The organism is Scrofimicrobium sp. R131 (assembly GCF_040256745.1).
Taxonomy (GTDB): Bacteria; Actinomycetota; Actinomycetes; order Actinomycetales; family Actinomycetaceae; genus Scrofimicrobium; species Scrofimicrobium appendicitidis.
Genome location: NZ_CP138335.1, coordinates 1,508,856 through 1,535,559, shown reverse-complemented (window position 1 = coordinate 1,535,559; position 26,704 = coordinate 1,508,856). Strand labels below are relative to the sequence as shown.

Below are 26,704 nucleotides of genomic sequence, written 5' to 3'. Positions count from 1 at the left end.
ACCCTGATGACCGACTCGCTCCCGGTGGCCCCGCTGCCCGAGGACGCCGCCGAACTGGCCGCGGAAGCCCGCTCGGACCTGGAATGGTACCGAGATGCCGTCTTTTACCAGGTGGTGCTGCCTTCGTTTGCCGACGGAAACAAGGACGGGATCGGCGATTTCGTTGGCCTGACCAACAAGCTCGACTACCTCTCTTGGCTCGGAATCGATGCGGTCTGGGTGCCGCCGTTCTACCCGTCGCCGCTGGGGGATGGCGGTTACGACGTCGCGGACTATCTGGATGTGGCTCCCCAGTACGGCACGCTCGGTGACTTCGATCGGTTTGTCGAGGAGGCCCACCGGCAGGGGATCAAAGTGGTCATCGACCTGGTCATGAACCACACTTCCTCGGCCCACCCGTGGTTTGAGGCTTCCCGCACGGACCCCGATGGGCCCTACGGCGACTACTATGTCTGGCGTGACACCGACCAGGATTACCCCGACGTGCGGGTCATTTTCGTGGACACGGAGGAATCTAACTGGGCTTGGGATGAGGTGCGAGGACAGTACTACTGGCACCGCTTCTTCTCACACCAGCCGGACCTGAACTTTGAGAACCCGGCCGTGCGCGAGGAGATGCTGTCGGTCGTCCGGTTCTGGTGTGCCCGCGGCATTGACGGGCTCCGCTTGGATGCCATTCCCTACCTGTACGAGGCGGAAGGGACCAACGGGGAGAACCTGCCGGCGACCCACCATTTCATCGCGGAGGTGCGCCGCGTCCTGGATCAGGAGTTTCCCGGGATCGTGCTGGTGGCCGAGGCGAACCAGCCTCCCGGTCAGGTGGTGGAGTACTTCGGCACCCCCGATGCCCCCGAATGTCACATGTGTTTCCATTTCCCGCTGATGCCGCAGATCTTCAAGGCGGTCAAGTCCGAGGAGACATCTGGGTTGCTCTCTGCCTGGCAGCACACCCCGGTGCCACCTGCCGGGGGCCTGTGGGGGCTGTTCCTGCGCAACCATGACGAGCTCACCTTGGAGATGGTCAGCGACGAGGAGCGGTGGCAGATGTACAAGTGGTACGCCCCCGAGCCGCGCATGCGTGCCAACGTGGGGATCCGCCGGCGCCTCTCCCCGCTCCTGGACGCTGATCGCCCGACGCTGGAGCTGGTTCACGCCCTGCTACTGTCCCTGCCGGGGGCTCCCTTCCTCTACTACGGGGATGAGATTGGGATGGGCGACACGATCGAGCTGTATGACCGGGATGGGGTTCGCACCCCGATGCAGTGGGATGACACGGAGGGAGCCGGGTTCTCTGAAGCCCCAATTGAGCGCTTCTATCTGCCTCTGGTGAGCCGGGAGGGATACTCCTCACAGGAGGTCAACGTGGCCACGCAGGAGGGCGACCCGGACTCGTGGCTGAACTGGGTCCGAGCCCTGCTGGCGGCCAGAAAGGCGGTCCGGACCCTGCAGGACGGCCTGTTTGACATCATCCAAACCGATGACCCGGCCGTGTTCGCCTACTGGCGCCGCGGCACCTGGCGCGCACTGGGGGACAATGCCCCCGTCCTGTGCGTGTTCAACTTTTCCACCGAACCCAAGGTGGTGTCCTTGGAGATGGCCGAGGTGGAGCCGGCCGCCTCGGCCCGGTGGGTGGCGGGGAACGCGGTGGTGGAACACGCGCGGGGACGCTGGCAAGCGCAGCTGCCCCCGCGCGGGTTTGGGTGGGTGGAGTTCGGCTAGTACACGATGCCGAACACCCACACGGCCAGGGTCAGGCTGGTCAGGGTGACCAGCACGATGGCGACCAGGTTCAGATAGAACCCGCCTTTGACCATCTCGCCAATGGTGACGTAGCCGGAGCCGAACGCAACCGCGTTGGGCGGGGTGGCCACCGGGAGCATAAAGGCGCAGGTGGCGGCCAGTGCGACCGGGATGGTCAGCAGCAGCGGGTCCGCGCCGATCCCCAGGGCAATTCCACCTGCCACCGGCAGGAAGGTGGCGGCGGTGGCCGTGTTCGAGGTCAGTTCCGTCAGCCCCAGAATCACCAGCGCCACGATGCCGACAATCAGCCACATGGGTAGGCCAGCCAGTCCGGTGGCATAGGTGCCAATCCACTCGGTCAGGCCCGAGGAACTGAACTGGGCGGACAGGGCCAGGCCCCCACCGAAGAGCAGCAGCACGCCCCACGGAAGCTGAACGGCGCTAGCCCAATCCAGCAGTCGCACCCCGCGGGCCGATCCGCCCGGAAGCACAAACAGCAGCAGCGCAATCAGCATCGCGATCCCCGCGTCTGAGATCGGCGGCTTCTCAAAAACGATTGGAACCCCGATCCACAGGACGGCAGCGAGGACAAAAATGAGGAGGACTCGCAGCTCACCTTTGGAGGCAGGACCCAGGTCGGCCAGTTCTTGATTGATTAGCTGGCGCCCCCCGGGAATCTCTTTAATCTCCGGTCGGAACAGCACTTTTGTCAGGACCAGCCAGGCCAAGAACATGAAGACGATTGCCAGGGGCATTCCCACCAGCATCCACTGACCAAAGCCAATTGTAATATTGAAGTTTTCATTCAGATATCCCACCAAAAGCGTGTTCGGAGGGGTGCCGATAATGGTACCGAGCGACCCGATTGACGCGGAGTAAGCAATTCCCAGCATCAGTGCAGTCGCGAATTTCGATTTAAGGACGGTTTCGCCCGTCTCGGTCACGGTTGAGTGTCCCACCCCCGGCATGACCTTGGCCACCAGCAGCAGCACGGACATGCCGATGGGCAGCATCATCACGGCGGTGGCGGTGTTGGACACCCACATGCTGAGGAAGCCGGTGGCGATCATGAAGCCACCGATCATGGCTCCTGGCCGCGGACCCATCACCTTGAGGGTGAGCAGCGCGATCCGCCGGTGCAGGTTCCATCGCTGCATGGCCAGAGCCAGCATGAAGCCGCCCATGAACAAAAAGATGACGTCATTGCCATAGGAGGCCCCGACATCTTTGATGGGAACGTCGGCAAAGACCGGGAAAGCCACCAGGGGGACCAGGGCGGTGGCCGGAATGGGCAGGGCCTCCGTCATCCACCAAATCCCCATCAAAACCGCGATGGCGGCGGTGACTTTGCCGGGCTGGGCCAAAGAGTCAGGTAGGACCAGGTACATGGCGATGGCGAGGATCAGACCGCCGGCCAAACCTCCCCAGCGGCGCAGGTTGACGGTTGGGGTGTCAGCGGGGGCCCGTTCGCCGGGCGATTGTTGGTTGATTTCAGTGGATTCGGCGACCGGTTCTTCGAGAGTATAGAGTTCGGCTGGTTCAGATTCTTCCATTTTTGGGATGTTGCGCATCGTGGTTCCTTTGTTTGGAGCAGGGCTCGACGTTGGGTCCTTGGCACGACTGTGCATTTCTAGGCTAACAAGGACTAAAGGCCCTGTCAGGCACTTGGATTAATTCCCGCATTTTGCGTGTTAAATCTGTCATAGGTGAATTGATGAATGGCTGAGTCGCACTGAAATCAGGGACAAACCGCAGGTCCAGGTCGGATTCTGGCAGCGCAAGGGAGCTCGTTGCGGCGTGATGGGGGCACCGGTTTCGGTCCGGAGAGCAGGTAGCTGGGGCCCAGCCGCAGTCCCGCCCGGGGATGTTGGTACCCCCGCTGGGACTCGAACCCAGGACCAAAGGATTATGAAGATGCCGACCCTAGAAGGTGGTTGCAGCAACACCGGATTGACCCCTACGATCCTGACCACCGCGGAAGACTGGAAGGATCGCCAGAAACGACCGCGTGTTCCACCTTGAGACAGACCGGAGGATTCTTGGTGTACCCACGGTTAATCAGCGTGCCCGACAATGCCGCGACAAGGGCGTAGGCGGAGGCGTCAAGAACGGTGAACGCTAATCGGTGGGCCGGGTAGAGCTGCCCCAGATTCCACTGCCGGGCAGCGTCGCCGCCTAGGTCTGCGGTTGCGACTCCTGGTTATTGGTTCCTCGTTCACCTGGTATGCCGACCCGAGCAACGGATTTCCCTAGGCTCTAGGCTTTGCCTCTGCATACGTGTCCCCCCACCCGGGCTTGGGCGGGGGGACATTTGTGTGTTAGGGCTGTGCTCGGTCGGTGCGGGCTCCGCGTCCGGGGCGTTGGGCTTGCCAGGTGTCGATTGTCTCGGGTAGCCATCCGCGCACGGCTCTTGGGCCTGAGCCGGTGAGCGCGTCTGGTTCTGGGAGGATGCCCCGGCCGGAGTAGCCGCGCGCGGTTCCCTCGGTGATTCCGATCCGCTCTGCTACGTCCCGCAGTGCCAGGTAGTGCACGCTCATTTTCTGCTGCCCTGTTGGACCAGTACGTTCCAGGCGGTGAGTGCCCAGCCCACCGCGCATAGTGACCAGGCGGCTACTGGCTTCCAGCCTGTGCCTCTGTCGGTTAGTAGCAGGAGGGCTGCGGTGGTTGCCAGCATGACCGCGACCCCCATCAGGTCTCGTTTCATTGTTTCTTCCCTTTCTCGGTGCTGGAGCCCGGAGTAGGCTTGAGTGGCGGGGATTGAAGATGGTTCGTTCATTTTCAATCCCCGCGTTCCTTCTTAGCTACCGTCCTTGTCCCGCAGTAGCTGCCATAGTGCAGGCAGAACTGGGATAGCGCTGAAAGCAAAACTCAAGTTCTGCTGATCTAAGCTTGCGCTGCTTTGGGTGTTGCTTTTGCTCCGAGCTGACACTCATTACTATGCAGTGGTATCCCGGTCGGATCAAGCTGAAACAGGATCACTTTGCAGGTCTTGACCCCCACTTTCTGCCTGGGGAACTGTCTCGCTCACCCAGGGGCTTTTGCTACTAAAGCCAGTTAGGGTACCGCATAGGGTACCCCTGCCGATTTTGGACGCCTGGGGGAGTGGGTTTTTGCCTGGTGAAGGCAATGCAAAAGCCGCACCATTTCAACGAATAGTGCGGCTTCTGACCCTGGTACCCCCGCTGGGACTCGAACCCAGGACCAAAGGATTATGAGTCCTCTGCTCTAACCGACTGAGCTACAGGGGCAATGGGCAATATCTTAGCCCACGGCCAAGTGGGGAACCGAACCGGGTCGACAGAGGCCAACGGAGAAAGGCGCCGGAATTAGCGCTACGCTGAAGGCATGTTCTCTACGCGTTCTGTTCCAGATGAGGCAGTAAATCTGATTCCTGCGGGCGATCGGCACGCCCCGTTTGTTGAGGGTGAAGACGGCTCAATTATCGTGGCCGGCCAGCACGCCCTCTATGTCATCAAGGACGGGGAATTGGCTGCCTCGGGCATGTGGTACGAGGTTCAATACGCCACCTGGAAGGCCCAGAGCCGGGAGCTGACCGTCATCTGGACCGAGCCGGACTGGGACCCAGTGCTTGTGGTCACGCGGGAAGAGAACCCGGAGAAGTTCATGCGGGTGCTGACCAGTCGGGTTGACCGGGCGCTAGTCGTCTCACGTCAGCAGGTGACACCTTCGGGTGCGCTCCTGACTGCCACCGTGCGACGTCGGGTGGACAATGCGCTGTTCTCTACCGTGATGTGCCAGGGCTACCTACCCCCCGAAGAGGAGATCTTGGCTCGCCGCCTGGAGGACGAGGTGAGGGCCGAAGTTGGGTTGGGCCCAGTGGGAGATGGGGCGAGGTAAGGGTCACAGTCCTTGAGTTGCTCACCGGCCTCAGCGCCGACTAGTATCTTCTACGTAAGCGATCCCGCGTAGCTCAATGGCAGAGCATTCGACTGTTAATCGAACGGTTGTTGGTTCGAGTCCAACCGCGGGAGCTCAGAGCCACTGGCTCCAATCATCCTGAACCAGGGTGGTGGAGACGGTGGTTTTTTGGCGTGTGGAGACGGGTCAGTTCGGCCTCTGATTCGGTGGCCGGATCCGGGGGTTACCAGCCGGTCAGATACTTGATCGGAGGCAAAACCGGGCAGGCTTCGAACAGGCTTGATAGTTCCTCCCGGCCGGAGAACTTTGCTTGACTGTCCGGGGTCCACGACAGGGGAGTGTCGGGTAGCCAGATCTCTTCAGAGGTACTGCCCAAGTTTTGCATTTGTGCGATCCAGACATCTTTCGACGGAGGGTCGGCGATGAACTCGACCCCCTGGTCTTCCAGGCACGGGACCAGAAACTCCGTGTAGTACTCGTATTTGACGGCTAACTGTTCACTGCCGGACGGAATCAGGATTGTTTCGGACGGGTACATCCCCATGCATTGCCAGATCTGGATGGCGGCAGAGGGTGAAGCCATGGCTGCACCCAGGTCCAACCCCCAGACACCCGGAGCTTCACTGACCTCATAGCCGGCCTCTCTAATGCAATCAGCGGCTGGTTGAAGGCCCTCCCCGCCGCTAACCCAACGGGACAGAGTGGGGAGCGGTTGAGACTCAGGCACCCCTAACGTGGCCCGATTGCTTTCAAGCCAGGTCTTTCTGGCGTTCTCCCGGTCCTGATCTGACAGTTCGACCTTGCTAACGCGGGTGGTTGGCGTCCACTGGTCATAGCTGGTGGTCGGCTCTGAGGCCCCGGTCTCGCCCGGCCGGGAGGGGCCGGCGCACCCAGCCAGGGAGATGGCTGCCAGGGCTGCGAGCAGTGGAAATGATCTTAGTTTCAATTGTGCTCCTTTAGTGTTATAGGGGGCTAGCTTTAATTTCGAGCTGTAAACAAGTGGAGTTCTCGAAAGCTGACCGCACGGAATAAGCATTGGCTGGTTTGGGCAACCAGGATCAACTCTCATTCCTGTTGGGGGCTGACGACTGTGCCAGCGACGCTCGATGGAAACATTACGGCTGGAGCCGTGCCGGGCATTGACTTAGCCAGAAATGCCCGTAATATCCGCCTCGGCCGGTGTGAGCTCGATTGGTTGTTGGAGGAGTCTCCGAAAGCGGCCCATCTTCAGTTAATCAGTCTTGTTGGTTAATCCTGTCAGATCGCTGTGTTTATCACTAACAGACAAAAACCAACAGCCTATCTGCAGGGTACTGCGCTGAACCGAGAGAAGCAAGCATTGCCAGGGGATAGCCTACACGCTGTGGTGTGTATTTGCTATTATCGCAGGTCGGGGACTGGTGAGATCATTTAGCGACTGACTGTGCGCGGTCAAGCGACACCGAGATTCGATCATGGGGTTCGCAGTACTGAGACCGGGTCGCGAAATGCAGCCCAACAGGAAGGGGCGATTGCCGCCAGCAGGGCGGTGCCGGTGGACAGGATGATGACGGCCAATGCGAAATCGAGCGGTGCGGCCAGCCCGAGCCGGCCGAAGTAGAGCAGTGCGCAGCCGGCTCCAAGGCAAGAGCCAAATGCGGCTGGGATGACTATCTGTGTGGTTGTCAGGATAGTGAGGCTGGCTCTGGTGATCCCCAGGGCCCTTCTTCGACCCAGGTCGGACCGATGCAACAGTACATCGGTCAAAGAGATCAGGGAGACCAAAAAGATTCCTACCCCAAGAATTCCCAACAGCAGTGTGCGGTTGTACTTGGCTAGCTCTGACGAGAAGGCCGTGTTGGCCAACGCCAGTCCGCTGGGAGCCTCCACGTCTACCTGGTCAAGTGTCTTGGCCCCCATTGTGTTCAAAACGGCCTCTTTGATGGGTTGCACAAAAGAAATGTCCCCGACCAGGATCTTCAACTGGCTGTATTCGGTGTCGGGTGTGGCTATCACCAGGATCCCGGGGTCAAGCTGTTCAAATCCTGGCCTGAGCAGCCCCTGGGCAACCAGTGGGATGATCCCGCGTCGGGGCGATTCCACCGCGCCGCTGGGATAGGCAAAGCGAAGGGTGTCCAGCGCGGACTGGGTGGCGGCCGCCTCACCGGGTTGCAGAGTAACCATTGGTGAAACTTGCAGTACCTGGTCCAAATTGGAGACTTCCCATGCGGGGACTTTGGCTCCGCCTGGAACTCGACTGTTGCTGACATCAACCGGGGTCCCCAAACCAACCGCAGTCTCAATCCCAGAGATAGATTGGACTAGGTCAATCAGTGCCTGGTTGATCAGGTGATCGCCACTCAGATCCGTCACGGTCAATACGCGAGCGCCAGCTTCAGTCAGGCGCTGATCGATGTTGCGTGAATTTGCTGCTGCCTGACCAACGGAGGCTAGAATCGCAAAGCAGACTGCTCCAACAATCAGAGCCACTACCAGCGATGACACTTTCTGAGCCTTGGCTGTGCGGAACGCTTCACGGATCAATGTCCACGCTGTCATAGCTCCATCACCCCCTGCGCATGTTCAAGGACGTACGGGTCGTGGGTGGCAATCACCACCGTCGTTCCAAGGCGTGCCGCATCCGACAGAGCAGATAGAACTAGCTCCGCATTGGCTCGGTCAAGGTTTCCGGTTGGCTCGTCAGCCAGGATAACGGCAGGACTCACCAGCATTGCTCGGCAGATTGCGACGCGTTGGGCTTGGCCCCCTGAGATCTCAGTAGGGTAGGAATCGCCCAAATGCTCCAGCCCAAACTCTGCCAGAAGGTGTGCCGCTCGTGTCCGCCACTGTGTCGATTTTCCACCGGAGTAAAGTCCGGGCTCGCTGACGCAGGCTGAAACCTTTCGAGTCGGATCCAGTTGGGAGTCCTGAAAAACGAATCCGAGCCTGGTGGCACGCAAGCGAGAGCGGTCCTGGTCGGGCCAAGTGCTGACTGGCTGACCTTGGAACCTGATTTGACCAGATTTAGGGGTCAACAGCAGTCCAAGCAGATAGAGCAGGGTTGATTTCCCGCAGCCGGAGGGGCCGGTAAGAGCAGTAACTGTCGAGTCTGGAAAACTGTACGAGAGCCCGGAGAAAAGGTCGGGTCCATCTTTCCGATAGGCGAAACTGAGGTCCGCCACCTCCAACGTGCTTTGCATTTCACTCTCCAGATTGTGGCTGTCCGTTTGGAAGTTGACCAGCCACCAACTGGGAAGCCAATGCTACTTTCTCGCCGACTTCGACTCCGCTGACCAGGACAATTCCCCGATCTGATGCCAGGATCTGCACCGGTCGATGCTCAACATTGTTGGAAGAGGCAACGACCTGAACAAAAGCCGAACCATCGGGCTCAACGGCTAGAGCGCCGACTGGCACCACCGGCCCCGACACCTCTGGGACTAGGACCACCTCAGTTGGTAGGAAAAGCTGTTCGTCTCCGGGCAGACTGTGGCATTCGTCCCCGCAAACCGGACCTCCACCAGGAGCTGACAGAACCAGCTCGATTTGCCCAGTCTCATCATCCGTCCTTGTCTCCGCGGTTACGGCGTCCCAAGTCAGATCGTCTAGGCGCACGGTAATCTTTGCACCCGGGGGAATGCTGGCTGCCTGGCTGGGCGTAAGGCTGAGGATGAACTCGGGTGTGGACTGCACCCGAGTGACTAGCTCCTCGCCGCCGTTCAACTTCGCACCGGGACGGAGCTGCTCTCGGTCAAGATTCAGCGAGGTCGGAAGCAGGGGGACCGCAACCAGTTGACCCAAGGGGACCGACCCGGTGGGGTCTAGTCCCTGGTCCTCGTGCCATTGCTGAACTGCAGCTTCAGTCCACTGGTCATACTGGTCGTCGCTGGCCCAGAGGTATCCCAAAGCTACTAGCATCAGGTTCAGTTGCTCAACGTCAGAGCCTGCCATTCCATTAGAGAGCGCTCGGTAGAAGGGGGTAGGCCCTTCCACTGCAACCACGGGCATCTGGTCCACTCGGTAAAGCAGATCACCTGCCCCAAACTCTTGCTGGTCACTCACCCAGGTGACCACTCCGCTCGTTAAGTTGGTTGCGACAGGGACCCGAGCCTGGGTTACCGAGGTGTTTAGCCCTAGAGTGCGTCCGAGAGTTTGCTGGCTCACAGTCACCTCAAGACTCGGTTCATTCTGCTCCGAGGTGGGAGCGCCCGTTCGGCTTACCACCAGTCCAGCCCAGAACCCAACAGCTAGTAGAGCTGTGGCAGTTAGGAGGGCAGTTCCAGATCGGACCAGGCGCTGGCACCGCGAAGCCGACCTGAGGCGAGGTGAAAGTGTTTGGGTGGGTGGGTTTGGTTGAACCATGGGTTTACTTCGACTCAGCCGCAGGTCAGAAGGGGTTTGACCTATGTTTTGAGAATCATAATTGCAGAAGGTCTACACGCAAATTGTAACAAATTCGGCTCGGCTCCTTTTACCCTTTCAGTATGTTTGATACCGTGGAGCTGCGTCGTTGAGGACCGGTCGAAATCGGAGGGGCCTGAGAAGTGAATTTTTCCCGTCAAAGAGGTCCTGACCTGCGGTTATGTCTGCAAGCTGGCTGGGGAGAGGTGGTTGCGATCATGCCTGTCAGTCTGTTGCTAGATGGTGACCGTTCTGCCGGACAGGGGAGGATTCTGCGTAAGGTTGACAATCTGGCCGATACTGACAGTGAGAGACGACCAGTGGCTACGAGGTCTAGCCTGGGCCTGGTGTTAAGTCAGGGTGACAATCCGTATCGGTTGTCGACTTGGGCTGAGACCTTTTTTGCCACCTCCAATCAAGACTTTAAGGATCCCTTGAGGGCTCATTCGGCGCCCTTTTTGAGGTCGAGTAAAAGACCGTCAATGGGATCGAAAAAGGCGATTCTGAGGGATGCGACAGGTCTTGTCTTGAGGAAGTACCGTGCAAAAGATGCGTGAGTGTTACACGCTGATCTCGGAGGGTGTTCATGTCTAGGCTTTTGGTTCAGCGGGCATTTGGTCTGGGCGTAGTCTCGCTGTTTGCGCTGGCGTTGGGGGCTTGCTCGTCTGTGTCTGGGGCGGGCGGGGCTGCGTCTGGTGGTGGGGTGCAGATCTTGGTTGAAAAGGATGTGGACTCGTGGGCGATGCCTTCGAATGCGTATTACCCGCCGGACATAAGCCTGGAGTATTATGCGGTTGACCTGAAGGCTGAGCCCTGTCTGGAGGAGGCTGGGATCAACTTTCGGATGACCAGATATGACCCGAATGGTGCTCGCCCAGTCACAGAGAATGCGGCTGGTGATCGAATCTTCAATCAGAAGATTGCGGCTGAGTACGGGTATCACGAGCAGCTGGACCCCCGAACCAATTGGGAAGATGCGAAGCGGAACCACTTTGACACAGAGCTGAATGATAAACAGGTTTGGGAGAAGTGGAGTGCCTGCGAGGATCAGGCGACTCGTGAATTGGGGGGTGACCCTGAGATGATCGGCTACTCGTATCGGTTCCCGATTGACTCGGTAGATCGAGATCCGGCGGTGCTTGAGGCTGAGGCTCGCTGGCGTGATTGCATGGCACCGCTGGGTATTCCCGATTTGGGGCCAGATGCCGCGCCGCTTCGGACTCCGGTACCCACCAATAGCCAGGTTGAGAAGTGGGGATGGCCCAATGATATTGCTCCTTGGGATATTCCACCTGCTAGTGCCGATGAGATTGAGGCGGCAGTCTTTGACGCCAAATGCCGCGACTCATCTGGGTGGAGTCAGGCTCGCTACGACGCTGAGTGGGATGCCGAGGTAGCTTACCTGACTAAGCACTACAAGGAACTGGAAGCCAAACGAGTTAAGTACGAGGCCATCACAGAAGCCTACCTAAACGAGATTCGCGAACACGGCGAATGATCCTCAGCAATCTGTCATTCAAGGTCAAGAAGGTGTTCATGTCTAGGTTTTTGATTCAGCGGGCATTTGGTCTGGGTATAGTCTCGCTGTTTGCGCTGGCGTTGGGGGCTTGCTCGTCTGTGTCTGGGGCGGGCGGGGCTGCGTCTGGTGGTGGGGTGCAGATCTTGGTAAAGAAGGATGTGGATTCGTGGGCGATGCCTTCGAACGCGTATTACCCGCCGAAACTGAGTTTAGAAGATTACGCAGTTGACCTGAAGGCTGAGCCCTGTCTGGAGGAGGCAGGGATCAGCTTTCGGATGGCCCGATTTGATCCCAATGGTGCTCGTCCGGAAACCAAGAATGCGGCTGGTGATCGAATCTTCAATCAGAAGATTGCGGCTGAGTACGGGTATCACGAGCAGCTTGACCCGAGGATTAACTGGGAGGATCGCAAGCGGAATCACTCTGACACGGAGCTAAGTGATGAGCAGGTGTGGAAGCAGTGGCATGCGTGCGAGGAGCAGGCGATGCGTGAGTTGGGGGGTGACCCTGAGATGATCGGCTACTCGTATCGGTTCCCGATTGACTCGGTAGATCGAGATCCGGCGGTGCTTGAGGCTGAGGCGCGCTGGCGTGATTGCATGGCACCGCTGGGTATTCCCGATTTGGGGCCAGATGCCGCACCGCTTCGAACTCCGGTGCCCACCAGTAGTCAAAGGCAGAAGTGGGGTTGGCCCGATGATATTGCGCCTTGGGATATTCCACCTGCTAGTGCCGATGAGATTGAGGCGGCTATCTTTGATGCCAAATGTCGTGACTCTTCTGGGTGGAGTCAGGCTCGCTACGACGCTGAGTGGGATGCCGAGGTGGCCTACTTGACTAAGCACTACAAGGAACTGGAAGCCAAACGAGTCAAGTACGAGGCCATCACCGAAGCCTACCTGAACGAGATTCGCGAACACGGCGAATGATCAGTACCTGCCACCTGAGTGGGTATGCCTAGCCGTTGTTTGGGTTTTGCTCAATCTAGCTAGACCGCCCAGCTCAAGTGCGTTTGATAGAGTGTGGACATGCAGCGAGCTAAGCTGCTCCTGCAATTTGGCTAAGCATAGGTGCTCACCAGTTGAATAGATCCCCAATTGGCGTATGGCAAATGGTTTTTTCATTGAGAAACAGGTTGGAGTGGCCTGGGCTCTGGGGGGGGACTGCGACCGGCCCTGAGATCGCCTCAGCTCCGGCTGTTTGGGCCGGAGCCTTCGGGCCGCGGTGGGGGGCATCACCTCGGATCAAGATGCCGGAACCTGCTGATCAGTTCAACGTCCAACTCCAGAGGCAGAGTGATTGAGCCGTGAAGCGCAAAGGAATCTGTGCCCTGTCCATGTCGATCTTACTTCTGGCAGGTTGCTCCGCCCAGGTCCCAGACGGGCAGAGTGCGCCGACTAGTGGCGAGCGTCCAGCGGAAGCTGGTGGGGGCGTCCAAGTGCTGGTGCAAAAGGACATTTCTACCTGGGCCCTGCCTTCCGATGCGTACAACCCGCCACCATTTGCCCTGGAAGACTACGCGGTGGATTTGCAGGCAGAGCCGTGCCTAGAGGCAGCGGGCATCACTTTCCGGATGGTGAGGTTTGATCCTAGCGGTCCGGCTCCTAAAACCATGAACGGCAGCCAACGGCGGCTGTTCAACCAGGAGATTGCGGCCGAGTTTGGCTATCACGAACAGCTTGACCCGCGGGTCAGGATGGAGGACCGAACTCGAAATAATGCCAGCGACGAATTGAATGACCCGCAGACCTGGGAAACATGGAACAACTGTCGGCAGCAGGCGCTGCAAGATCTTGGGGGCGACCCGAATCAGGACGTCTTCTCGTTTGGGTTTCCAGTCGATTCCGCCGACCGTGACCCCGCGGTCAAGGAGGCCGCGGTCCGTTGGCGTGAATGCATGGAACCGCTGGGGATTCCAGATCTTCCCCCCGACGCAACCCCCCTCACCGGGCTCCCGACCGACAGTCAGTACTCCGAATGGGGGTTGAATCAGGATGTGGCCCCGTGGGAAATTCCTCCACCCAGCGCCGAGGAAATCAAGGTGGCAGTTTACGACGCGCAGTGTCGGGACTCCTCCGGGTGGAGTCAAGCCCGCTATGACGCTGAGTGGGATGCGGAGGTCAGCTACCTGACCAAGCACTACCGCCAGTTGGAGGCGAGCCGACAGAAGTACGAAGCGCAAAAGGAAGCCTACCTGAAGATCGTCCAGGAGCGGGGCCAATGAAGCGCATCCAAGTTGACCACCGTTTTTCCGCTGAATGTTCCGGCTAGAGCCGGTCCCCGGCGCGGTCGGTATCAGCAGGTGGACAGCGACCTGTTTACTTTGGTAAACGGTTCGAGTTTGATCTGAATCCGATCATGCGTCTGATCTGCGGATATGGAACAAACGGTTCAAAAATGGATCAGAGCCAAGCGAAAAAGCAAAATTCAGGCAGGGGTTCGATGCTATCGTTGGGCCCAGGTCGGGCCACGTCGGCCGGACAGGTGCAGACAAGTTTTGCCTGCTTGAGAAAACTCCAGAGCCAGTCAGGGCCAAATCGTCCAGAGACCAAGCTTCCCGCTTGGAAATGAAACACAAATCGAGAGCGAATCAGATCGTATGAGCGGAGCACATGAGCCGTCCCAGCCGAATGAGAAGGCGCTGTCCACCGGCCGGAAGAAGCGAATTTGGCTTGTGGTTGGTGCGATTCTGGTAGCTGTGGCCCTGATTCTGGGCACCTGGGTCCTGGCGGTACGGTTCCAGTCTCCGGCCCAACGCCAAGCTGCGGCCGAGCCCCCACCAATGGAACCGGTGGTGGTTGAACTGGTACGCGCCGACCTGGTTGAACGGACCACCGTGATGGCCAGTGCAGTGCGGGCGGACTCGCGCTCGGTGGCACTGCCGGCTGGAACCGGTCTGTCCGTGGTGACCGAAGCAGGGGTGGGTGCCGGGGGCCAGGTGACAGCCGGTGATGTTGTGTTGTGGACCAACGATCGCCCGCTTTTTGCCCTGCCGGGCCAATTCCCCTTCTTTCGCGATATCGCTCAAGGAGATACCGGCCAAGACGTCCTGATGCTGCAGAAAGGCCTGGCTGCCATGGGATACGGTCTGTATCCGGACGGCGATTTTGGCCCCCGGACCGCCGCGGCGCTGAAGGATCTTTATCGGTCGGTGGGTGCCAGCGCGCCCATGCGTGATGAGGACACGAAAGACGCCGGACAACCGGCGGCGGCCGACCCGGCCTCGATTCGGGTGCAAACGGGGGCGGATCCAGCCCAGTCCGGGGGCGAAGCGCCAGCGCCCGATCCGGCTCCCTCGACCGCTCCCGGCCCTTCCGGGGCACCGGGCGCGAACCCCTCTGCACCTTCCAGTTCAGGTGGGGGAGGGGATGGCTCCAAGCCAGCTACCCAACCTAAGAAGGTCATTTACGCGCCGATGTCAGAGTTCGTCGTGATGGACACGCTGCCCGCGAAAGTCGTCTCGGTTCCGCCGGTTGGGACCGTCCTCAGCGGAGACAACGCCAAGCTGGAACTGGCGGGCTCCCAGATCACGCTTTCTGCCAAGTTCCCGGGGACGGTGGCCGTTCGCCTGACCAACACCCTGACCGGCACTGCCGACCTCGGGGGTAAGAGCGTGCCCGTCAAGATCTCCAAGATCACAGCGCCCGAGGAGGAGCAGGCGGGTGGGGACGAACGCGCCAGCAACCGTGAAAGTTCGGCCGAGTCCACTGTCGAGTTTGCCCCGACGCAGGGCGCGCTGCCGGCGGATTGGGCGGGCAGCGAAGAGATCCTCATTTCCCTGGACCTGACGGAGCCGCTGCTGGGCGTGCTGCAGGTGCCGGCGCGGGCCATTGCGGCCGACGCGTCCGGGGGGACGTCAATCCTAGTTCAGATGGAAGACGGGACCTTCGAGCAGGTGCCCGTCGTGCAAAAGACCTGTCTGGCGGGCATGTGTGCCATTGAGGACTCGCCCGAACTGCACGAGGGGATGCGTCTGCGGGTGGACCGCTGATGGCAACGCTCCGGCTGCAGCATTTGGGGAAAACCTATCCGGGGACCGTCCCGGTTGAGGCTTTGCGGGACGTCAGCCTCACCATTCAACAGGGCGAGTACGTGGCTATTGAGGGGCCGTCCGGCTCGGGAAAATCCACCCTGCTGAATCAGTTGGCCCTGCTCGACTCCCCCTCCACCGGCGAGTACTACGTCGATGAGCTGGCCACCAGCGACCTCTCCGACGTGAGCCGGGCCCGGATCCGCTCTTCCACTTTTGCCTTCATCTTCCAGTCCTTTCACCTCCTTGACGGGCGAACCGTGGAAGACAACGTGGCCTTGGGGACCCTGTACCGGGCCCTCCCCGAGGCGAGGCGTCTTGAGCTGGCGCGCGAAGCCCTCGGCTTTGTTGGGCTGGCCCACAAAGCTGAGCAGAAGGCGGCCAACCTGTCCGGCGGCGAACGCCAGCGGGTGGCCATTGCCCGAGCCATCGCCTCCGGAGCTCCGGTGGTGGTGGCAGACGAACCCACCGGAAACCTGGACTCTCACAACAGCGGAGCCGTCCTGGACACGTTGGAGCGGCTCAACCAGGGTGGGGCGACGGTCATTCTGGTCACGCACGATCCCGGGGTGGCCAACCGGGCTCACCGGCGTCTGCGCGTGCTCGACGGGGTGGTCACGGATGAGAGCCAACCCGAACTGGCGCCGAGCTCGGTCCCGCTCGCTCCCATGGGCGAGGGAACCGAATCTCGGGTCCGGATCTGGGACGGGCTGAAGGATGCCTGGCGGGGGTTGGCGGCGAAGAAAGGCCGCACGGCTGCCCTGATCGGCTCGGTGGCCCTGGGGGTGGGGCTGGCTCTCACCACGATCGGCCTGTCTCAGACCGCCTCCGGCCAGGTGTCCGACCTCTTTGATGCGCAGCGAAACCAGCGGGTAGCCATGGCCTCGCCCTCGGTGCAGGGGACCGCCGACACTACTGCCGGTCAGGTCCTAATAGATCAGGCCGGTTCGTTGGCATCGCTGAACCGGCTGAAGGAGTTGGCGGGCGTGGAAGATGTGGCGGTCTTTGTCACCCACGCCAGCGTGCCGGTCCAAACCCGACCGTCGGCAGGTGGACCCGATGGCTCCTCGCTCATCGACGTGGTCGGCTTGGTGGAGGGGCAGTTGCCTAACAGCTTGTTTACGGTGGACCGCGGTGCGCCCGGACTGACCCCCCTCACCCAGATCGACGATGACCAGGTCATCATCGGCTCCCAGATTGCCAACCAGATTGAGTTGGGGCCGGTCCTTGGTTCCCCGGTGGTTTGGATTGGTGGGGTCCCGAAAGAAGTGGTCGGGATCCTGACCGACGCGGGCCTGCAGATCAACCTGCTGAACTCGATCATTACCACCGAGCGGGCTGCCCTGATCCAGGCCGATCCGTCCTACGCGTCGGTGGAGCTGCGGGTGGCGCCGGGGGCCGCGCAGCAGGTAGGGCTGCAGGGCCCGGTCGCCTGGATTCCGGCGGCGCCGGACCAGGTGCAGGTGGATGCACCCCCGGATCCGGTGGAGATGCGCGAGCAGATTGAGTCCAACGTGGCCACCATGCTGTACACCCTGACCGGGGTGGCGCTGCTGGCAGCGGTCCTCTCGCTGACCAGCTCCATGACAACCGCAGTCTTCCAGCGCACCGGTGAGTTTGGGCTCCGTCGAGCCATCGGGGCCCGGCGCAAGCACATCACCGGACTGGTCCTCACCGAGTCGCTCATCATCGGACTGGTGGGTGGGGTGGTTGGCGCCTACACTTCGATCCTGGTGATTCTGGGGATTACCCTGGCCCGGCACTGGCAGCCGGTCCTGCATCCGGCGCTGGTCCCAATTGGCATCCTCGGCGGGATTGTCGTCGGGCTGTTTGGGGGCCTGTTTGCTACCCGCAGGGCCGCCAAGATTGAGCCCTCGGATGCATTGAGGACCACCTGACCCGGGACTGATGTCCCAAAACTTGGGGTGCAAATCCGACCGGCAAGCTACGCTGGCAGCAGCGGTGTTTCCCCGGGCAAAGCGGCCCGGGGCGTGCGCGCGACGCAGCGTTCGCGACCGGAACAAAGGAGGATCACGTGACCAATCAAAATCGAATGGACGGCAAAGTTGTCGTGCTCACCGGCGGTGGGGGTGGAATTGCCCGCGGGGTGGCCCGGGCGTTCGCGCGCGAAGGAGCCAAACTGGTGCTGACCGACATTTCGCCCGTTGGGATGGAGCGGACCCAGCAGGAGCTGGAATCGGCCTTCGGCACCGAAGTGCTGTCCCTGGTGGTCGACGGTGCCCAGGAGGATCAGGTGCAGGTGGCCGTGGAACAGGTGCGCAGCCACTTTGGGCGCCTCGACGTCCTGATCAACAGCGCCCAGACTTCAGCTTCTGGGCTGCTGCTGGTCGAACACACGAAAGAGGACTTTGACCTGGCCATCTACTCGGGCCTGTACTCGACCTTCTTCTTCCTGAAGCACGCCTTCCCGCTGCTGAAAGAGTCGGCCGGATCCGTGATCAACTTTGCCTCGGGAGCGGGCATTTCCGGCAACCCCGGGCAGAGCTCCTACGCGGCGGCCAAAGAGGGAATCCGCGGACTTTCCCGCGTGGCCGCCCACGAGTGGGGAGTGTACAACATCAACGTCAACGTGGTGGCCCCCCTGGTGATGACAGACAGGTTGGCCGATTGGGGCCGGGAGAACCCGGAAATGTTTGAGAAGAACATCCAGGCGATTCCCCTGGGCCGCTACGGCGACGCGGAAAAAGACATTGGCGGGGTGTGCCTGTTCCTGGCCAGCGAGGACGCCAAGTACGTCACCGGCGACACCATCCAAATCCAGGGGGGACTGGGGATGCGCCCCTAGTTGCGGGAGCCGGGGTCGGCCTGGCTGAGCTGGCTCAGCTCGGCCAGGGACGGCTCGGCTAGGCGGGCCAGTTCCTCCGGGCTCAACAGTCGGCGCGGGTCCAGCCCCAACTCGGGCGCGGTGCCCGCCCGTCGCGCGGTCCCCTCGGCCTCCCAGTGAGGTCGGGCCCGGGCAATCAGGGCGGGTGGCAGTTCGCCGCGCACGTTCACCACCCGCCACCAGGGGAGGGGGGCTCCGGCCTGCGACAGGAGGCGTCCCACCTGCCGAGCACCGGTCCCCACCACCTGTCCCACGGTCGAGTAGGCGGCGGCCCGGCCCGGAGGAATCGCCTCCACCACCCGGAACACCGCCTCCTCCAACAGGTCGCGATCGGGCCTACTCATCTTCTTCGGGTGGGCGCTTGTGAATCATCACCGACATGGTTTCCCACATCAGGTAAAGAGCGCTGACCCCCAGCACCACGTACAGCACCCGCAACACTAGCGGAGGCAGGGTAAAGAGCCCGGTCAGCAGCAGGAACACCGCTGCCACCGCCAGGAAGGTTCCCAGGGCCCACCGGTGGCGTTGGCGGGGAGGTCGCGGGGAGGTCGGGTGGTCAGGATTGCTCATCGTCAGCTTCATTCTCAGTGGCGGGGGTGGTCGGGGCGGAGCGGAGCCCAGGGGTGACGGTTGGCACGGTGCCGAACTGGCTCCAGCGGCCCAGGTCCGCACTCAACCAATCCTCCGCCCACTGCCGAACCTGGTCATTTGGGCTGTTCAGCAGGTCAATGTCTGTTGCCAGCAGCATGGCAAACAGGTCGTCGACGGTAGAGAACTCCAACGCGCACCGGGCCGGACGCTGAGCCAGCGCGGTGGTTTGAGCCAACTGCACCTGGCGGCGAATTAGCTCGTCATACAGTTTTTGCTCGGCAGCTGGGTCCTGGGCCAGCAGCGGCGAAGTGCCAAAGGTTGAGCTCAGGCAGTCGTAACCCTGCGCGACCGACTGCTCGACGTCGCCGCCGGACTGGGGACCCGACTGGCTGGAACTGGGAGCACCGGTGGTCCCGGCCGGATCGGAGGGCCCGGCGGATGTGAGGGTGGCCTCGGGCTCCAGGGCTTCGGCCTCCGTCTTGGCGTCCACCGAGTAGGCCTTGGCCAACTGCTGAGCGGAGGCCAGCCGGCCCAGCAGGACCGCGGCCAACGTGTTGCGCTCAGCCGAATCCACCTCGTTCAAGCCGGCCAGCTCTTCCAGTTGGGTGCGGGCCGTCTGCCAAAGGTAGCCGACCAGGCGGTTGGGTTGGAGCGGAGCGTCCCCGACCGGGAGGGGCGCGGGCAGCTCAGCCAATTCTTCGGAGTCTGCTTCGGGCCAGGGGCTCCACTGGCCCCCCGCAGCAGCCAGGCGCGCTTGGGCGTCGGTGGCCGTTTGCTTCAAAGCCGCGGCGCACTCGCTGCACCGGGTGGCCAGGTCGGCCAAGGTTTGACTGGCGGTGGCGATGGCAGCTTCAGAGCGGGCCACCTCGTCTCGCACCCGCTGGGCTGGACTCAGGCGCGGCAGCTGGGGGCCGGCGCTGGTCCCGGATTGGGAACCCGCCGGGTCCGTGCCCGCGCATCCACCGATGGAACCCGCTCCGAGCAGCGCTGCGACAGCCAGGACTGCCGCAAGGGAGCGACGAGGGGACACGGTGCCTCCTGAGTGAGACGCAGTATGCGTGGCGGGCGAAAACGGTAGCATCATTGTATGCCGATGTCGGTAACATGGGCGTGAGGGTGGGGGCGCTCGGCGTCACCCACGAGGATGATTTTGAGGGGGAATGGTGGAAGCAGAGGCAGTCGAAGCGCAGGTGTTGGCCCTCCTTCAACCGCTGGCGGTGACCGCGGACGCGGTCGTTGAATCCGTGCGCCTGGTCCAGCGCGGGGAAGAGTCCGTGCTGGAAGTGACCGTGGACCGGGCGGAGGGAACCGCCTCTCTTCCGCTGGACGACGTCGCTGAACTGTCTCGCTCTTTTTCTGAGGCGCTGGATGCGGCCGACCCCCTGACCGGCACCTACACGCTTGAGGTGGGCACTCCCGGGGCGGAAAGTGAACTGAAGGCGCTGCGGCACTACCAGCGCAACCTGGGCCGAACCATTCGGGTCAAGACGGTCGACGGTGAGAAGTTGGAGGGGCAGCTCACCGCCGTGGGCGAGGACTCCTTCACGTTGCGTTTGCCTGATGGGGAACGTGAGATTACTTTCGATGAGGTCCGTAAGGCCAGGCCGCGGGTAACTTTTGGCTAGGATAATTCTCCGAGTCGCAGCACAATAGAAGAACGGGTCGCAAGAAAGGATGCCTGCCATGGAAATCGACATGACAGCTTTGCGCACGGTGGCTGAAGAGCTGGGGGTTTCCCCCAACGCTTTGGTCGACGCCATCGAGGAGGCGCTTCTGCGGGCCTACCACAACCTGCCCGGGGCCATCACCCCCGCGCGCATCGAGTTGGACCAGAAGTCAGGCAAAGCCATCGTGTGGGCCGCCGACGAAGATGAGGACGGCAACCAGATCGGCGAGTTTGACGACACTCCGTCCAACTTTGGTCGAATTGCCACCGCCACCGCTCGGTCCATCATTGCTCAGCGCCTGCGCGAGGCGGAGGATTCCCGGGTCCTCGGCAGCTTTGCGGGCAAAGAGGGCACGGTGGTTACCGGCGTCGTTCAGCAGGCTCGGGACCGCAATCTGACCCTGGTGCGCATCGGTGACGAGTTTGAAGCCATTCTGCCTGAAGGCGAGAAAGTCCCCGGGGAACGCTACGAGCACGGCGACCGCATCCGCGCCTTCGTAGTCTCGGTCGATCGCGGCGATCGCGGCCCGCGCATTTTGCTCTCACGCACTCACCCCGGCCTGGTTGAAGGACTTTTCCGCCGGGAGGTCCCCGAAATCCAGGAGGGACTGGTCCAGATCAAGGCCATTGCCCGCGAAGCTGGGCATCGGACCAAGATTGCGGTGGCTGCCACCCGTGACGGCATCAACGCCAAGGGAGCGTGCATCGGACCGATGGGTGGGCGCGTGCGCAACGTGATGGCCGAACTTGGCGGCGAAAAGATCGACATCGTCGACTGGTCGGCCGACTCGGCCCGGTTTGTGGCCAACTCGCTGTCCCCAGCCCGGGTCAGCCGGGTTGTGGTCCACTCGGAAACCAACAGGACCGCAACCGCCATTGTCCCGGACTTCCAGCTGTCGTTGGCCATCGGCAAGGAAGGGCAGAATGCCCGGCTGGCCGCCCGCCTGACCAACTTCCACATCGACATTCACGCCGACACGGACACTGCGGAGGGGGAGGAATTGGGCGTGTCCCGCTCCTCCGTTCCCGACCTGTCCGCCGAGGTCAGCCCCGACGGGAAAGCCGTCATCATTGAGGGAGACCAGACCGAGGTGATTGGCGACTAGTCAGCACAACCGGGGCCCGGCGTGACCATTTGCTCAAAAATGGTCCCCGGAATTGGCCGGGGCCTGGACTAGACTAGACGGGTAACTGTCCACTTCACCAGTGAGGCCTGCCTGTGAGCTATACGCCGACGCGAACCTGCGTGGGTTGTGGGGAAAAGGCTCCTCAAAGTGAGTTGCTGCGCCTGGTCCGCCAGGACGGCCAGATCATTCTTGATCCGGTCCGACGACTGGGAGGGCGGGGGGCCTGGGTTCATCCCCGGGCTGCATGTGTCCGTCTGGGGCTGACCCCGGGACGCGTGGCACGCTCCTTCCGGCAAAGCAATCTGCGTACAGAGGCGGCGCTGGCCGCCGCACTGGAACTGGTGACCCCCGGGGAACCGGGTCACGGTGTACAACACGGGCGCGTCCGCGCCACCGACGAAGAAAGAAAGCGGGTTGGAAGCTGATGGGCACCCGATGAGTACCCAGCGATGAGCTGCCAGCAGGATTAGTCGTTCGTCTCCTGTCCGGGACGAACCGAACAGGAGAATTGTGGCAAAGATGCGTGTCCACGAGCTCGCGAAAGAGCTCGGAATCACGAGTAAAGAACTTTTGGCTCACCTGAAGGAGAAAGGTGAGTTCGTCAAGTCCGCCGCCTCGACCATCGAGGCCCCCATTGTGCGGATGGCTCGCGAGAGCCTGGCCAGCAAGGCGGCTTCGGCCGCCGCCGAGAAGGAAAAGCCGGCCCCCAAGTCCAGCAAGAGCGGACCCAAGCCGGGTGGACCTCGTCCCGGGCCCAAGGCGCCCGAAGCGAAGGAAGAGCCGGCCACCCCGGCTCCGGCCAAGTCAGCTCCGGCTGAGGCGGCTCCCGCGGAGCCGGCAGCTCCGGCAGCCGCCGTGGCGCAGGAGCCCGCTCCGGCCGCTCCCGCCCCGGCCCCAGATCAGTCCGAGTCGGCGCCCAAGCCGGCTCCCGCGCCGAAACCGGCCCCCAAGGCCGACGGTCCGAAGCCGTCTGCGCCTCGGCCCGGTCCGCGCCCCGGTGGGCCTCGCCCCGGCAATAACCCCTACGCCTCCAGTCAGGGCATGCCCCGACCTGGCGGCTCCGGTGGGCCTCGCCCCGGCCCGCGTCCCGGTCCCCGTGCGGGGGCTGGTTCGGCGCCGGCGGGCGGAGCCAAGGGTCAGCGTCCCGGTGGGCGTTCGCAGGGTGCACGCCCGGGTGGACGCTCCGGTGAGGGCCGTCCCAACCCGACCATGATGCCGAACTCGGCCAGCTTTACCCGCGACGAGTCGCGTCCCGCTCCGGGACGAGGCGGTCGGGGACGAGGCACCGGTCCGCGCCCGGGAGCGGGAGCCGGAACCGGCGCCCCCGCAGGCCAGGGAGCTCCGGCCGGCGGTGCCCCACGCGGCGGCCGGGGAGGCCGCGGCGCCACCCCGGGTGCGTTCGGACGCGGCTCCGGTCGCAACCAGCGTGGACGCAAGTCCAAGCGGGCCAAGCGCCAAGAGTTTGAACAGCAGGACGCTCCGGTCATTGGCGGGGTGTCGATCCCGCGCGGCAACGACCAGGAGGTGCGGATCCGTCAGGGTGCGTCGCTGGCTGACTTCGCCGAGAAGATCAACGTCAATCCGGCCGCTCTAGTGACCGTCCTGTTCCACCTGGGCGAAATGGCTACCGCCACCCAGTCCCTGGATCAGGAAACCTTTGAAGCCCTCGGGGCCGAACTGGGTTACCAGGTGGTTGTGGTCTCGCCCGAAGACGAGGACCGCGAGCTGCTGGGGTCCTTCGACATTGACCTGGACGCTGAACTGATCGACGACGAGGATCACCTTGAGCCCCGTCCGGCCGTCGTGACCGTCATGGGTCACGTCGACCACGGTAAGACCAAGCTGCTGGACGCGATCCGGATGACCGACGTGGTCGAAAGCGAACACGGCGGCATCACCCAGCACATCGGTGCCTACCAGGTGAAGGTGGACCACGAGGGCACCACCCGTCCGCTGACCTTCATCGACACCCCCGGTCACGAGGCGTTTACCGCCATGCGTGCTCGCGGGGCCAAGGTCACCGACATTGCCATCCTGGTGGTGGCCGCTGACGACGGCGTGATGCCCCAGACAGTGGAAGCGATCAACCACGCCCAGTCGGCCAACGTGCCGATCGTGGTCGCGGTCAACAAGGTCGACAAGCCGGAGGCTAACCCGGACAAGATTCGGGGACAGCTGACCGAGTACGGTCTGGTGGCTGAAGATTATGGCGGCGACGTCATGTTCGTCGACGTGTCCGCCAAGCAGCACCAGGGGATCGAGGAACTGCTTGAAGCGGTGCTGCTGACCGCCGATGCCGCCCTGGACCTGACCGCCAACCCGAAGGCCAGTGCCCGCGGGGTCGCGATCGAGGCGAACCTGGACAAGGGACGCGGGGCGGTGGCCACCATGCTGGTCGAGCGCGGAACGCTGCACATCGGCGACGCGGTGGTCGTGGGTTCGGCCCACGGGCGCGTGCGGGCCATGTTCGACGAGAACGGCAATGCGCTGGAAGAGGCGGGCCCGTCCCGTCCGGTGCAGATGCTCGGTCTGACCTCGGTGCCGCGGGCGGGTGACTCCTTCCTGGTGGCGACCGACGACCGGACTGCCCGGCAAATCGCCGACAAGCGTGAGGCCGCCGAACGGCAGGCTCAGCTGGCTCGTCGACGCAAGCGCGTCACGCTGGAAGACTTCGATCGGGTCCTCAAAGAAGGCAAGGTCGACACCCTCAACCTCATCATCAAGGGTGACGTTTCCGGTGCGGTCGAAGCGCTGGAAGACTCCCTGCTCAAGCTGGATGTGGGCGAGGAAGTTCAGCTGCGGATCATCCACCGCGGGGTCGGTGCCATCACCCAAAACGACGTCAACCTGGCGACGGTGGACGACGCGGTTATCATCGCGTTCAACGTCCGCCCGGCCGAGCGCGTCCAGGAGATGGCCGACAACGAGGGGATCGAGATCAAGTACTACACGGTGATCTACCGGGCCCTGGAAGAGATCGAAGCGGCCATGCGCGGCATGCTGAAGCCGATCTACGAAGAGGTCGAGCAGGGTCGGGCGGAGATCCGTCAGGTCTTCCGCTCGGGCAAGTTCGGCAACATTGCCGGTTCGATTGTTCGCTCCGGCGTCATGCGCCGCGGGGCCAAGGCCCGGCTGGTACGCGACTCCGTCGTGGTGGCAGACGATCTGGAAATCCAGTCGCTGCGCCGCGAGAAGGACGACGTCACCGAGGTCCGCGAAGGCTTCGAATGCGGCATCACCCTGGGCTACAAGGATATTGCTGAAGGCGATATCATTGAGACCTGGGAAATGAAGGAAATCGCCCGCAAGTAGTGCTGTTTGGAGGGGGCTGGCACCGAAGGGTGCCAGCCTTTTCCTTTAGCGTTAAGGAGAGATCATGGCCGATGAGTCGCGCGTGCGCCGCGTCCAAGAGAACATCAAGATGACGGTGGCTCGAACGCTGGAGCGGCGGGTGAAAGATCCGCGGCTCGGGTTCATCACCATTACCGAAGTCAAGGCGACCCGCGATCTGCAGCACGCCACCATCTTCTACACCGTGCTCGGCGATGAGAAGGCGGCTCGGGACACCCGCAAGGCCCTGGAATCGGCCAAGGGGCTGATCCGTTCCGAGGTTGGCAAAGCCCTCGGGCTGCGACTGACCCCAACCATTAGCTTCGAAGCCGACCGCCTCCCCGACGAGGCCGCCTCGATTGAAGAGGCACTCCGGGCGGCGCGCGAGCGGGACGCCGAGATTGCACGGCACTCCGCCGACAAGGAATACGTGGCCGGGGAGGACCCCTACCGGGAGGAACCGGTCGAGTCTGACGACGATGAGTAGTGCCGGAATCCTGCTGGTGGACAAGCCGGCCGGCCTGACCAGCCACGACGTGGTGGGGAAGGTTCGGCGGCTGGCCCGCACCCGGGCGGTTGGTCACGCCGGAACCCTGGATCCGGCTGCGACCGGGCTGCTGATCCTCGGGGTGAACCGGGGAACCAAACTGCTCACCTACCTGACCGGGCTGGACAAGACCTACCGGGCCACCATCCGGCTGGGCGCGGACACCACCACCGACGATGCCGAGGGGGAAGTTCTTTCGGCTCCGGGCTGCCCGCCGCTGGCAGCGGACGTGCTGGAGGCGGCCCTAGCTCAGTTTCGGGGGCGGATTCAGCAGGTCCCCGCCTCCGTCAGCGCGATCAAAGTGGACGGCAAGCGGGCCCACGCCCTGGTCCGGGCCGGGCAGCAGGTCGAGCTGGCCGCTCGCCCGGTGACGATCCTCCGCCTCGAACAACTGGGCCCGGCCCGCGTGGTCGACCAGTTCCTGGACCTGGACGTAGAAGTGGAGTGCTCTTCCGGCACCTACATTCGTTCCCTGGCCCGGGATCTGGGGCGAGTCCTGGGAGTGGGCGGGCACCTGACCTCCCTCAGGCGCACGACAATTGGGCCGTGGACGGTAGCCGAGGCCACCCCGCTGGCGGACCTGCCCCCCGACCCGACCCTGCTTAGCTTCGATCAGGTTTGTCCGACCCTGTTTCCGCTGGTAGAGATCACCCCCGCCCAGGCGGAGCGGTTCCGCTACGGCCAGGTTCCCGAGCTGGACGTGACGCTGGCCGAGGGGGAAGTGCGGAGTATCGGGGTGCCCGGGGCCAACGTGGCCGGGTTAGTCCAGGTCAAAAGCGGTAGGCTAAAACCAGCCTTCATTATTCAGCCGATTTGAGTGAGGATGACGAAATGAGCGAATCAGGTTGCGGTTGCGGCCAGAAGCGGGAACCGGCCCACGAGATGGCCGCTGAGAACCAGGGCGGTTGCGGCTGCGGCGGTCACGGTGGTGGCCACGGGCACGGTCATCAGGGTGGTTGCGGCTGCGGAGGTAACCACGTGGGTCGCGAGGGCCAGCCGGTAGACGAGGCCGGTCGCATGAACCTGGGGCTGCGGGCTGCCCGCTGACCC

General features: G+C 62.5%; 24 protein-coding genes and 2 tRNA genes. 16 read left to right on the top strand and 10 right to left on the bottom strand.

Going from position 1 to position 26,704, the window contains the following annotated elements; translation table 11 throughout:
• The first annotated feature begins 6 nt into the window (after positions 1-6).
• Positions 7-1,719 (top strand): maltose alpha-D-glucosyltransferase, encoded by a 1,713-nt coding sequence (treS, locus tag SAC06_RS07200; protein ID WP_350257628.1) that lies wholly within the window; start codon positions 7-9, stop codon positions 1,717-1,719.
• On the opposite strand, the gene SAC06_RS07195 is transcribed toward treS, so the two are convergent.
• The 3 genes from SAC06_RS07195 to SAC06_RS07185 all read right to left on the bottom strand — a co-directional run bounded on the left by SAC06_RS07195 (position 1,716) and on the right by SAC06_RS07185 (position 4,988).
• Positions 1,716-3,311: a DASS family sodium-coupled anion symporter gene (locus SAC06_RS07195; RefSeq protein WP_350257627.1), complete on the bottom strand. Its 1,596-nt coding sequence runs from the start codon at positions 3,309-3,311 to the stop codon at positions 1,716-1,718. The two genes, treS and SAC06_RS07195, sit on opposite strands and share 4 nt — an antisense overlap.
• A gap of 747 nt (positions 3,312-4,058) precedes the next feature.
• The gene (locus SAC06_RS07190) at positions 4,059-4,277 is read right to left on the bottom strand and encodes a transcriptional regulator (RefSeq protein ID WP_350257626.1); all 219 of its coding nucleotides are present in this window, start codon (positions 4,275-4,277) and stop codon (positions 4,059-4,061) included.
• A gap of 634 nt (positions 4,278-4,911) precedes the next feature.
• Positions 4,912-4,988, bottom strand: a tRNA-Ile gene (locus SAC06_RS07185).
• Positions 4,989-5,085: 97 nt separating this feature from the next.
• Here SAC06_RS07185 and SAC06_RS07180 point away from each other — a divergent pair.
• Together SAC06_RS07180 and SAC06_RS07175 are read left to right on the top strand one after the other, a co-directional pair.
• Positions 5,086-5,598, top strand: coding sequence for a hypothetical protein (locus SAC06_RS07180; protein ID WP_350257625.1), 513 nt, complete (start codon positions 5,086-5,088; stop codon positions 5,596-5,598).
• 62 nt (positions 5,599-5,660) lie between these two features.
• A tRNA-Asn gene (locus SAC06_RS07175) sits at positions 5,661-5,732 on the top strand.
• Positions 5,733-5,842: 110 nt separating this feature from the next.
• On the opposite strand, the gene SAC06_RS07170 is transcribed toward SAC06_RS07175, so the two are convergent.
• The 4 genes from SAC06_RS07170 to SAC06_RS07155 form a co-directional block, all read right to left on the bottom strand.
• Positions 5,843-6,202 carry a hypothetical protein gene (locus tag SAC06_RS07170; RefSeq protein ID WP_350257624.1) on the bottom strand — a complete coding sequence of 120 codons (360 nt, stop codon included), beginning with the start codon at positions 6,200-6,202 and terminating at the stop codon, positions 5,843-5,845.
• A gap of 869 nt (positions 6,203-7,071) precedes the next feature.
• Positions 7,072-8,103, bottom strand: coding sequence for a hypothetical protein (locus SAC06_RS07165; RefSeq protein WP_350257623.1), 1,032 nt, complete (start codon positions 8,101-8,103; stop codon positions 7,072-7,074).
• A 50-nt stretch (positions 8,104-8,153) separates the two neighbouring features.
• A complete protein-coding gene (locus SAC06_RS07160; protein ID WP_350257622.1) occupies positions 8,154-8,798 on the bottom strand; it encodes an ABC transporter ATP-binding protein in 645 nt (214 codons plus the stop codon).
• Between the two features lies 1 nt (position 8,799).
• Positions 8,800-9,549: a peptidoglycan-binding domain-containing protein gene (locus SAC06_RS07155; protein ID WP_350257621.1), complete on the bottom strand. Its 750-nt coding sequence runs from the start codon at positions 9,547-9,549 to the stop codon at positions 8,800-8,802.
• A gap of 1,036 nt (positions 9,550-10,585) precedes the next feature.
• Between SAC06_RS07155 and SAC06_RS07150 the strand changes: the two genes are divergently transcribed.
• The 6 genes from SAC06_RS07150 (at position 10,586) to SAC06_RS07125 (ending at position 18,354) form a co-directional block, all read left to right on the top strand.
• Entirely contained in the window at positions 10,586-11,497 is a 912-nt protein-coding gene (locus tag SAC06_RS07150) for a hypothetical protein (protein WP_350257620.1), read from the top strand.
• Positions 11,494-12,447: a hypothetical protein gene (locus SAC06_RS07145; protein WP_350257619.1), complete on the top strand. Its 954-nt coding sequence runs from the start codon at positions 11,494-11,496 to the stop codon at positions 12,445-12,447. Before SAC06_RS07150 ends, SAC06_RS07145 begins: the two co-directional genes overlap by 4 nt.
• Before the next feature lie 407 nt (positions 12,448-12,854).
• Positions 12,855-13,742: a hypothetical protein gene (locus SAC06_RS07140; RefSeq protein ID WP_350257618.1), complete on the top strand. Its 888-nt coding sequence runs from the start codon at positions 12,855-12,857 to the stop codon at positions 13,740-13,742.
• 375 nt (positions 13,743-14,117) lie between these two features.
• Complete coding sequence (locus SAC06_RS07135; RefSeq protein WP_350257617.1) at positions 14,118-15,509, top strand: peptidoglycan-binding protein; 1,392 nt, start codon at positions 14,118-14,120, stop codon at positions 15,507-15,509.
• Positions 15,509-17,446 (top strand): ATP-binding cassette domain-containing protein, encoded by a 1,938-nt coding sequence (locus SAC06_RS07130; protein WP_350257616.1) that lies wholly within the window; start codon positions 15,509-15,511, stop codon positions 17,444-17,446. The genes SAC06_RS07135 and SAC06_RS07130 overlap by 1 nt, the downstream gene beginning before the upstream one ends.
• A 137-nt stretch (positions 17,447-17,583) precedes the next feature.
• Entirely contained in the window at positions 17,584-18,354 is a 771-nt protein-coding gene (locus SAC06_RS07125; RefSeq protein ID WP_350257615.1) for an SDR family oxidoreductase, read from the top strand.
• On the opposite strand, the gene SAC06_RS07120 is transcribed toward SAC06_RS07125, so the two are convergent.
• The 3 genes from SAC06_RS07120 to SAC06_RS07110 are packed head-to-tail and all read right to left on the bottom strand — an operon-like array spanning position 18,351 to position 20,014.
• On the bottom strand, positions 18,351-18,737 hold the full coding sequence (locus SAC06_RS07120) for an MGMT family protein (RefSeq protein ID WP_350257614.1): 387 nt from the start codon (positions 18,735-18,737) through the stop codon (positions 18,351-18,353). The genes SAC06_RS07125 and SAC06_RS07120 overlap by 4 nt on opposite strands.
• Positions 18,730-18,963, bottom strand: coding sequence for a hypothetical protein (locus SAC06_RS07115; protein ID WP_350257613.1), 234 nt, complete (start codon positions 18,961-18,963; stop codon positions 18,730-18,732). Before SAC06_RS07115 ends, SAC06_RS07120 begins: the two co-directional genes overlap by 8 nt.
• On the bottom strand, positions 18,950-20,014 hold the full coding sequence (locus SAC06_RS07110) for a hypothetical protein (protein ID WP_350257612.1): 1,065 nt from the start codon (positions 20,012-20,014) through the stop codon (positions 18,950-18,952). The genes SAC06_RS07115 and SAC06_RS07110 overlap by 14 nt, the downstream gene beginning before the upstream one ends.
• A gap of 133 nt (positions 20,015-20,147) precedes the next feature.
• On the opposite strand from SAC06_RS07110, the gene rimP reads away from it, so the two are divergent.
• The 7 genes from rimP to SAC06_RS07075 all read left to right on the top strand — a co-directional run bounded on the left by rimP (position 20,148) and on the right by SAC06_RS07075 (position 26,701).
• On the top strand, positions 20,148-20,609 hold the full coding sequence (gene rimP / locus SAC06_RS07105; protein WP_350257611.1) for a ribosome maturation factor RimP: 462 nt from the start codon (positions 20,148-20,150) through the stop codon (positions 20,607-20,609).
• Between the two features lie 58 nt (positions 20,610-20,667).
• Positions 20,668-21,756 (top strand): transcription termination factor NusA, encoded by a 1,089-nt coding sequence (gene nusA / locus SAC06_RS07100; protein WP_350257610.1) that lies wholly within the window; start codon positions 20,668-20,670, stop codon positions 21,754-21,756.
• A 113-nt stretch (positions 21,757-21,869) separates the two neighbouring features.
• The gene (locus SAC06_RS07095) at positions 21,870-22,202 is read left to right on the top strand and encodes a YlxR family protein (protein ID WP_350257609.1); all 333 of its coding nucleotides are present in this window, start codon (positions 21,870-21,872) and stop codon (positions 22,200-22,202) included.
• A gap of 94 nt (positions 22,203-22,296) precedes the next feature.
• Complete coding sequence (gene infB, locus SAC06_RS07090) at positions 22,297-25,089, top strand: translation initiation factor IF-2 (protein ID WP_350259170.1); 2,793 nt, start codon at positions 22,297-22,299, stop codon at positions 25,087-25,089.
• 64 nt (positions 25,090-25,153) lie between these two features.
• The gene (gene rbfA / locus SAC06_RS07085; RefSeq protein ID WP_350257608.1) at positions 25,154-25,594 is read left to right on the top strand and encodes a 30S ribosome-binding factor RbfA; all 441 of its coding nucleotides are present in this window, start codon (positions 25,154-25,156) and stop codon (positions 25,592-25,594) included.
• Entirely contained in the window at positions 25,587-26,471 is an 885-nt protein-coding gene (gene truB, locus SAC06_RS07080; RefSeq protein ID WP_350257607.1) for a tRNA pseudouridine(55) synthase TruB, read from the top strand. The genes rbfA and truB overlap by 8 nt, the downstream gene beginning before the upstream one ends.
• Positions 26,472-26,485: 14 nt before the next feature.
• The gene (locus SAC06_RS07075) at positions 26,486-26,701 is read left to right on the top strand and encodes a hypothetical protein (protein ID WP_350257606.1); all 216 of its coding nucleotides are present in this window, start codon (positions 26,486-26,488) and stop codon (positions 26,699-26,701) included.
• The last annotated feature ends 3 nt before the right edge of the window (positions 26,702-26,704 follow it).

Excerpts from the sequence above, each read along its gene's own strand:
- treS (WP_350257628.1), top strand. The coding sequence starts at position 7 with ATGACCGACTCGCTCCCGGTGGCCCCGCTGCCCGAGGACGCCGCCGAA.
- SAC06_RS07195 (WP_350257627.1), bottom strand. The coding sequence starts at position 3,311 with ATGCGCAACATCCCAAAAATGGAAGAATCTGAACCAGCCGAACTCTAT.
- SAC06_RS07190 (WP_350257626.1), bottom strand. The coding sequence starts at position 4,277 with ATGAGCGTGCACTACCTGGCACTGCGGGACGTAGCAGAGCGGATCGGA.
- SAC06_RS07180 (WP_350257625.1), top strand. The coding sequence starts at position 5,086 with ATGTTCTCTACGCGTTCTGTTCCAGATGAGGCAGTAAATCTGATTCCT.
- SAC06_RS07170 (WP_350257624.1), bottom strand. The coding sequence starts at position 6,202 with ATGGCTTCACCCTCTGCCGCCATCCAGATCTGGCAATGCATGGGGATG.
- SAC06_RS07160 (WP_350257622.1), bottom strand. The coding sequence starts at position 8,798 with ATGCAAAGCACGTTGGAGGTGGCGGACCTCAGTTTCGCCTATCGGAAA.
- SAC06_RS07155 (WP_350257621.1), bottom strand. The coding sequence starts at position 9,549 with ATGGCAGGCTCTGACGTTGAGCAACTGAACCTGATGCTAGTAGCTTTG.
- SAC06_RS07150 (WP_350257620.1), top strand. The coding sequence starts at position 10,586 with ATGTCTAGGCTTTTGGTTCAGCGGGCATTTGGTCTGGGCGTAGTCTCG.
- SAC06_RS07145 (WP_350257619.1), top strand. The coding sequence starts at position 11,494 with ATGATCCTCAGCAATCTGTCATTCAAGGTCAAGAAGGTGTTCATGTCT.
- SAC06_RS07140 (WP_350257618.1), top strand. The coding sequence starts at position 12,855 with ATGTCGATCTTACTTCTGGCAGGTTGCTCCGCCCAGGTCCCAGACGGG.
- SAC06_RS07135 (WP_350257617.1), top strand. The coding sequence starts at position 14,118 with ATGAGCGGAGCACATGAGCCGTCCCAGCCGAATGAGAAGGCGCTGTCC.
- SAC06_RS07130 (WP_350257616.1), top strand. The coding sequence starts at position 15,509 with ATGGCAACGCTCCGGCTGCAGCATTTGGGGAAAACCTATCCGGGGACC.
- SAC06_RS07120 (WP_350257614.1), bottom strand. The coding sequence starts at position 18,737 with ATGAGTAGGCCCGATCGCGACCTGTTGGAGGAGGCGGTGTTCCGGGTG.
- SAC06_RS07115 (WP_350257613.1), bottom strand. The coding sequence starts at position 18,963 with ATGAGCAATCCTGACCACCCGACCTCCCCGCGACCTCCCCGCCAACGC.
- nusA (WP_350257610.1), top strand. The coding sequence starts at position 20,668 with ATGGAAATCGACATGACAGCTTTGCGCACGGTGGCTGAAGAGCTGGGG.
- infB (WP_350259170.1), top strand. The coding sequence starts at position 22,297 with ATGCGTGTCCACGAGCTCGCGAAAGAGCTCGGAATCACGAGTAAAGAA.
- rbfA (WP_350257608.1), top strand. The coding sequence starts at position 25,154 with ATGGCCGATGAGTCGCGCGTGCGCCGCGTCCAAGAGAACATCAAGATG.
- truB (WP_350257607.1), top strand. The coding sequence starts at position 25,587 with ATGAGTAGTGCCGGAATCCTGCTGGTGGACAAGCCGGCCGGCCTGACC.
- SAC06_RS07075 (WP_350257606.1), top strand. The coding sequence starts at position 26,486 with ATGAGCGAATCAGGTTGCGGTTGCGGCCAGAAGCGGGAACCGGCCCAC.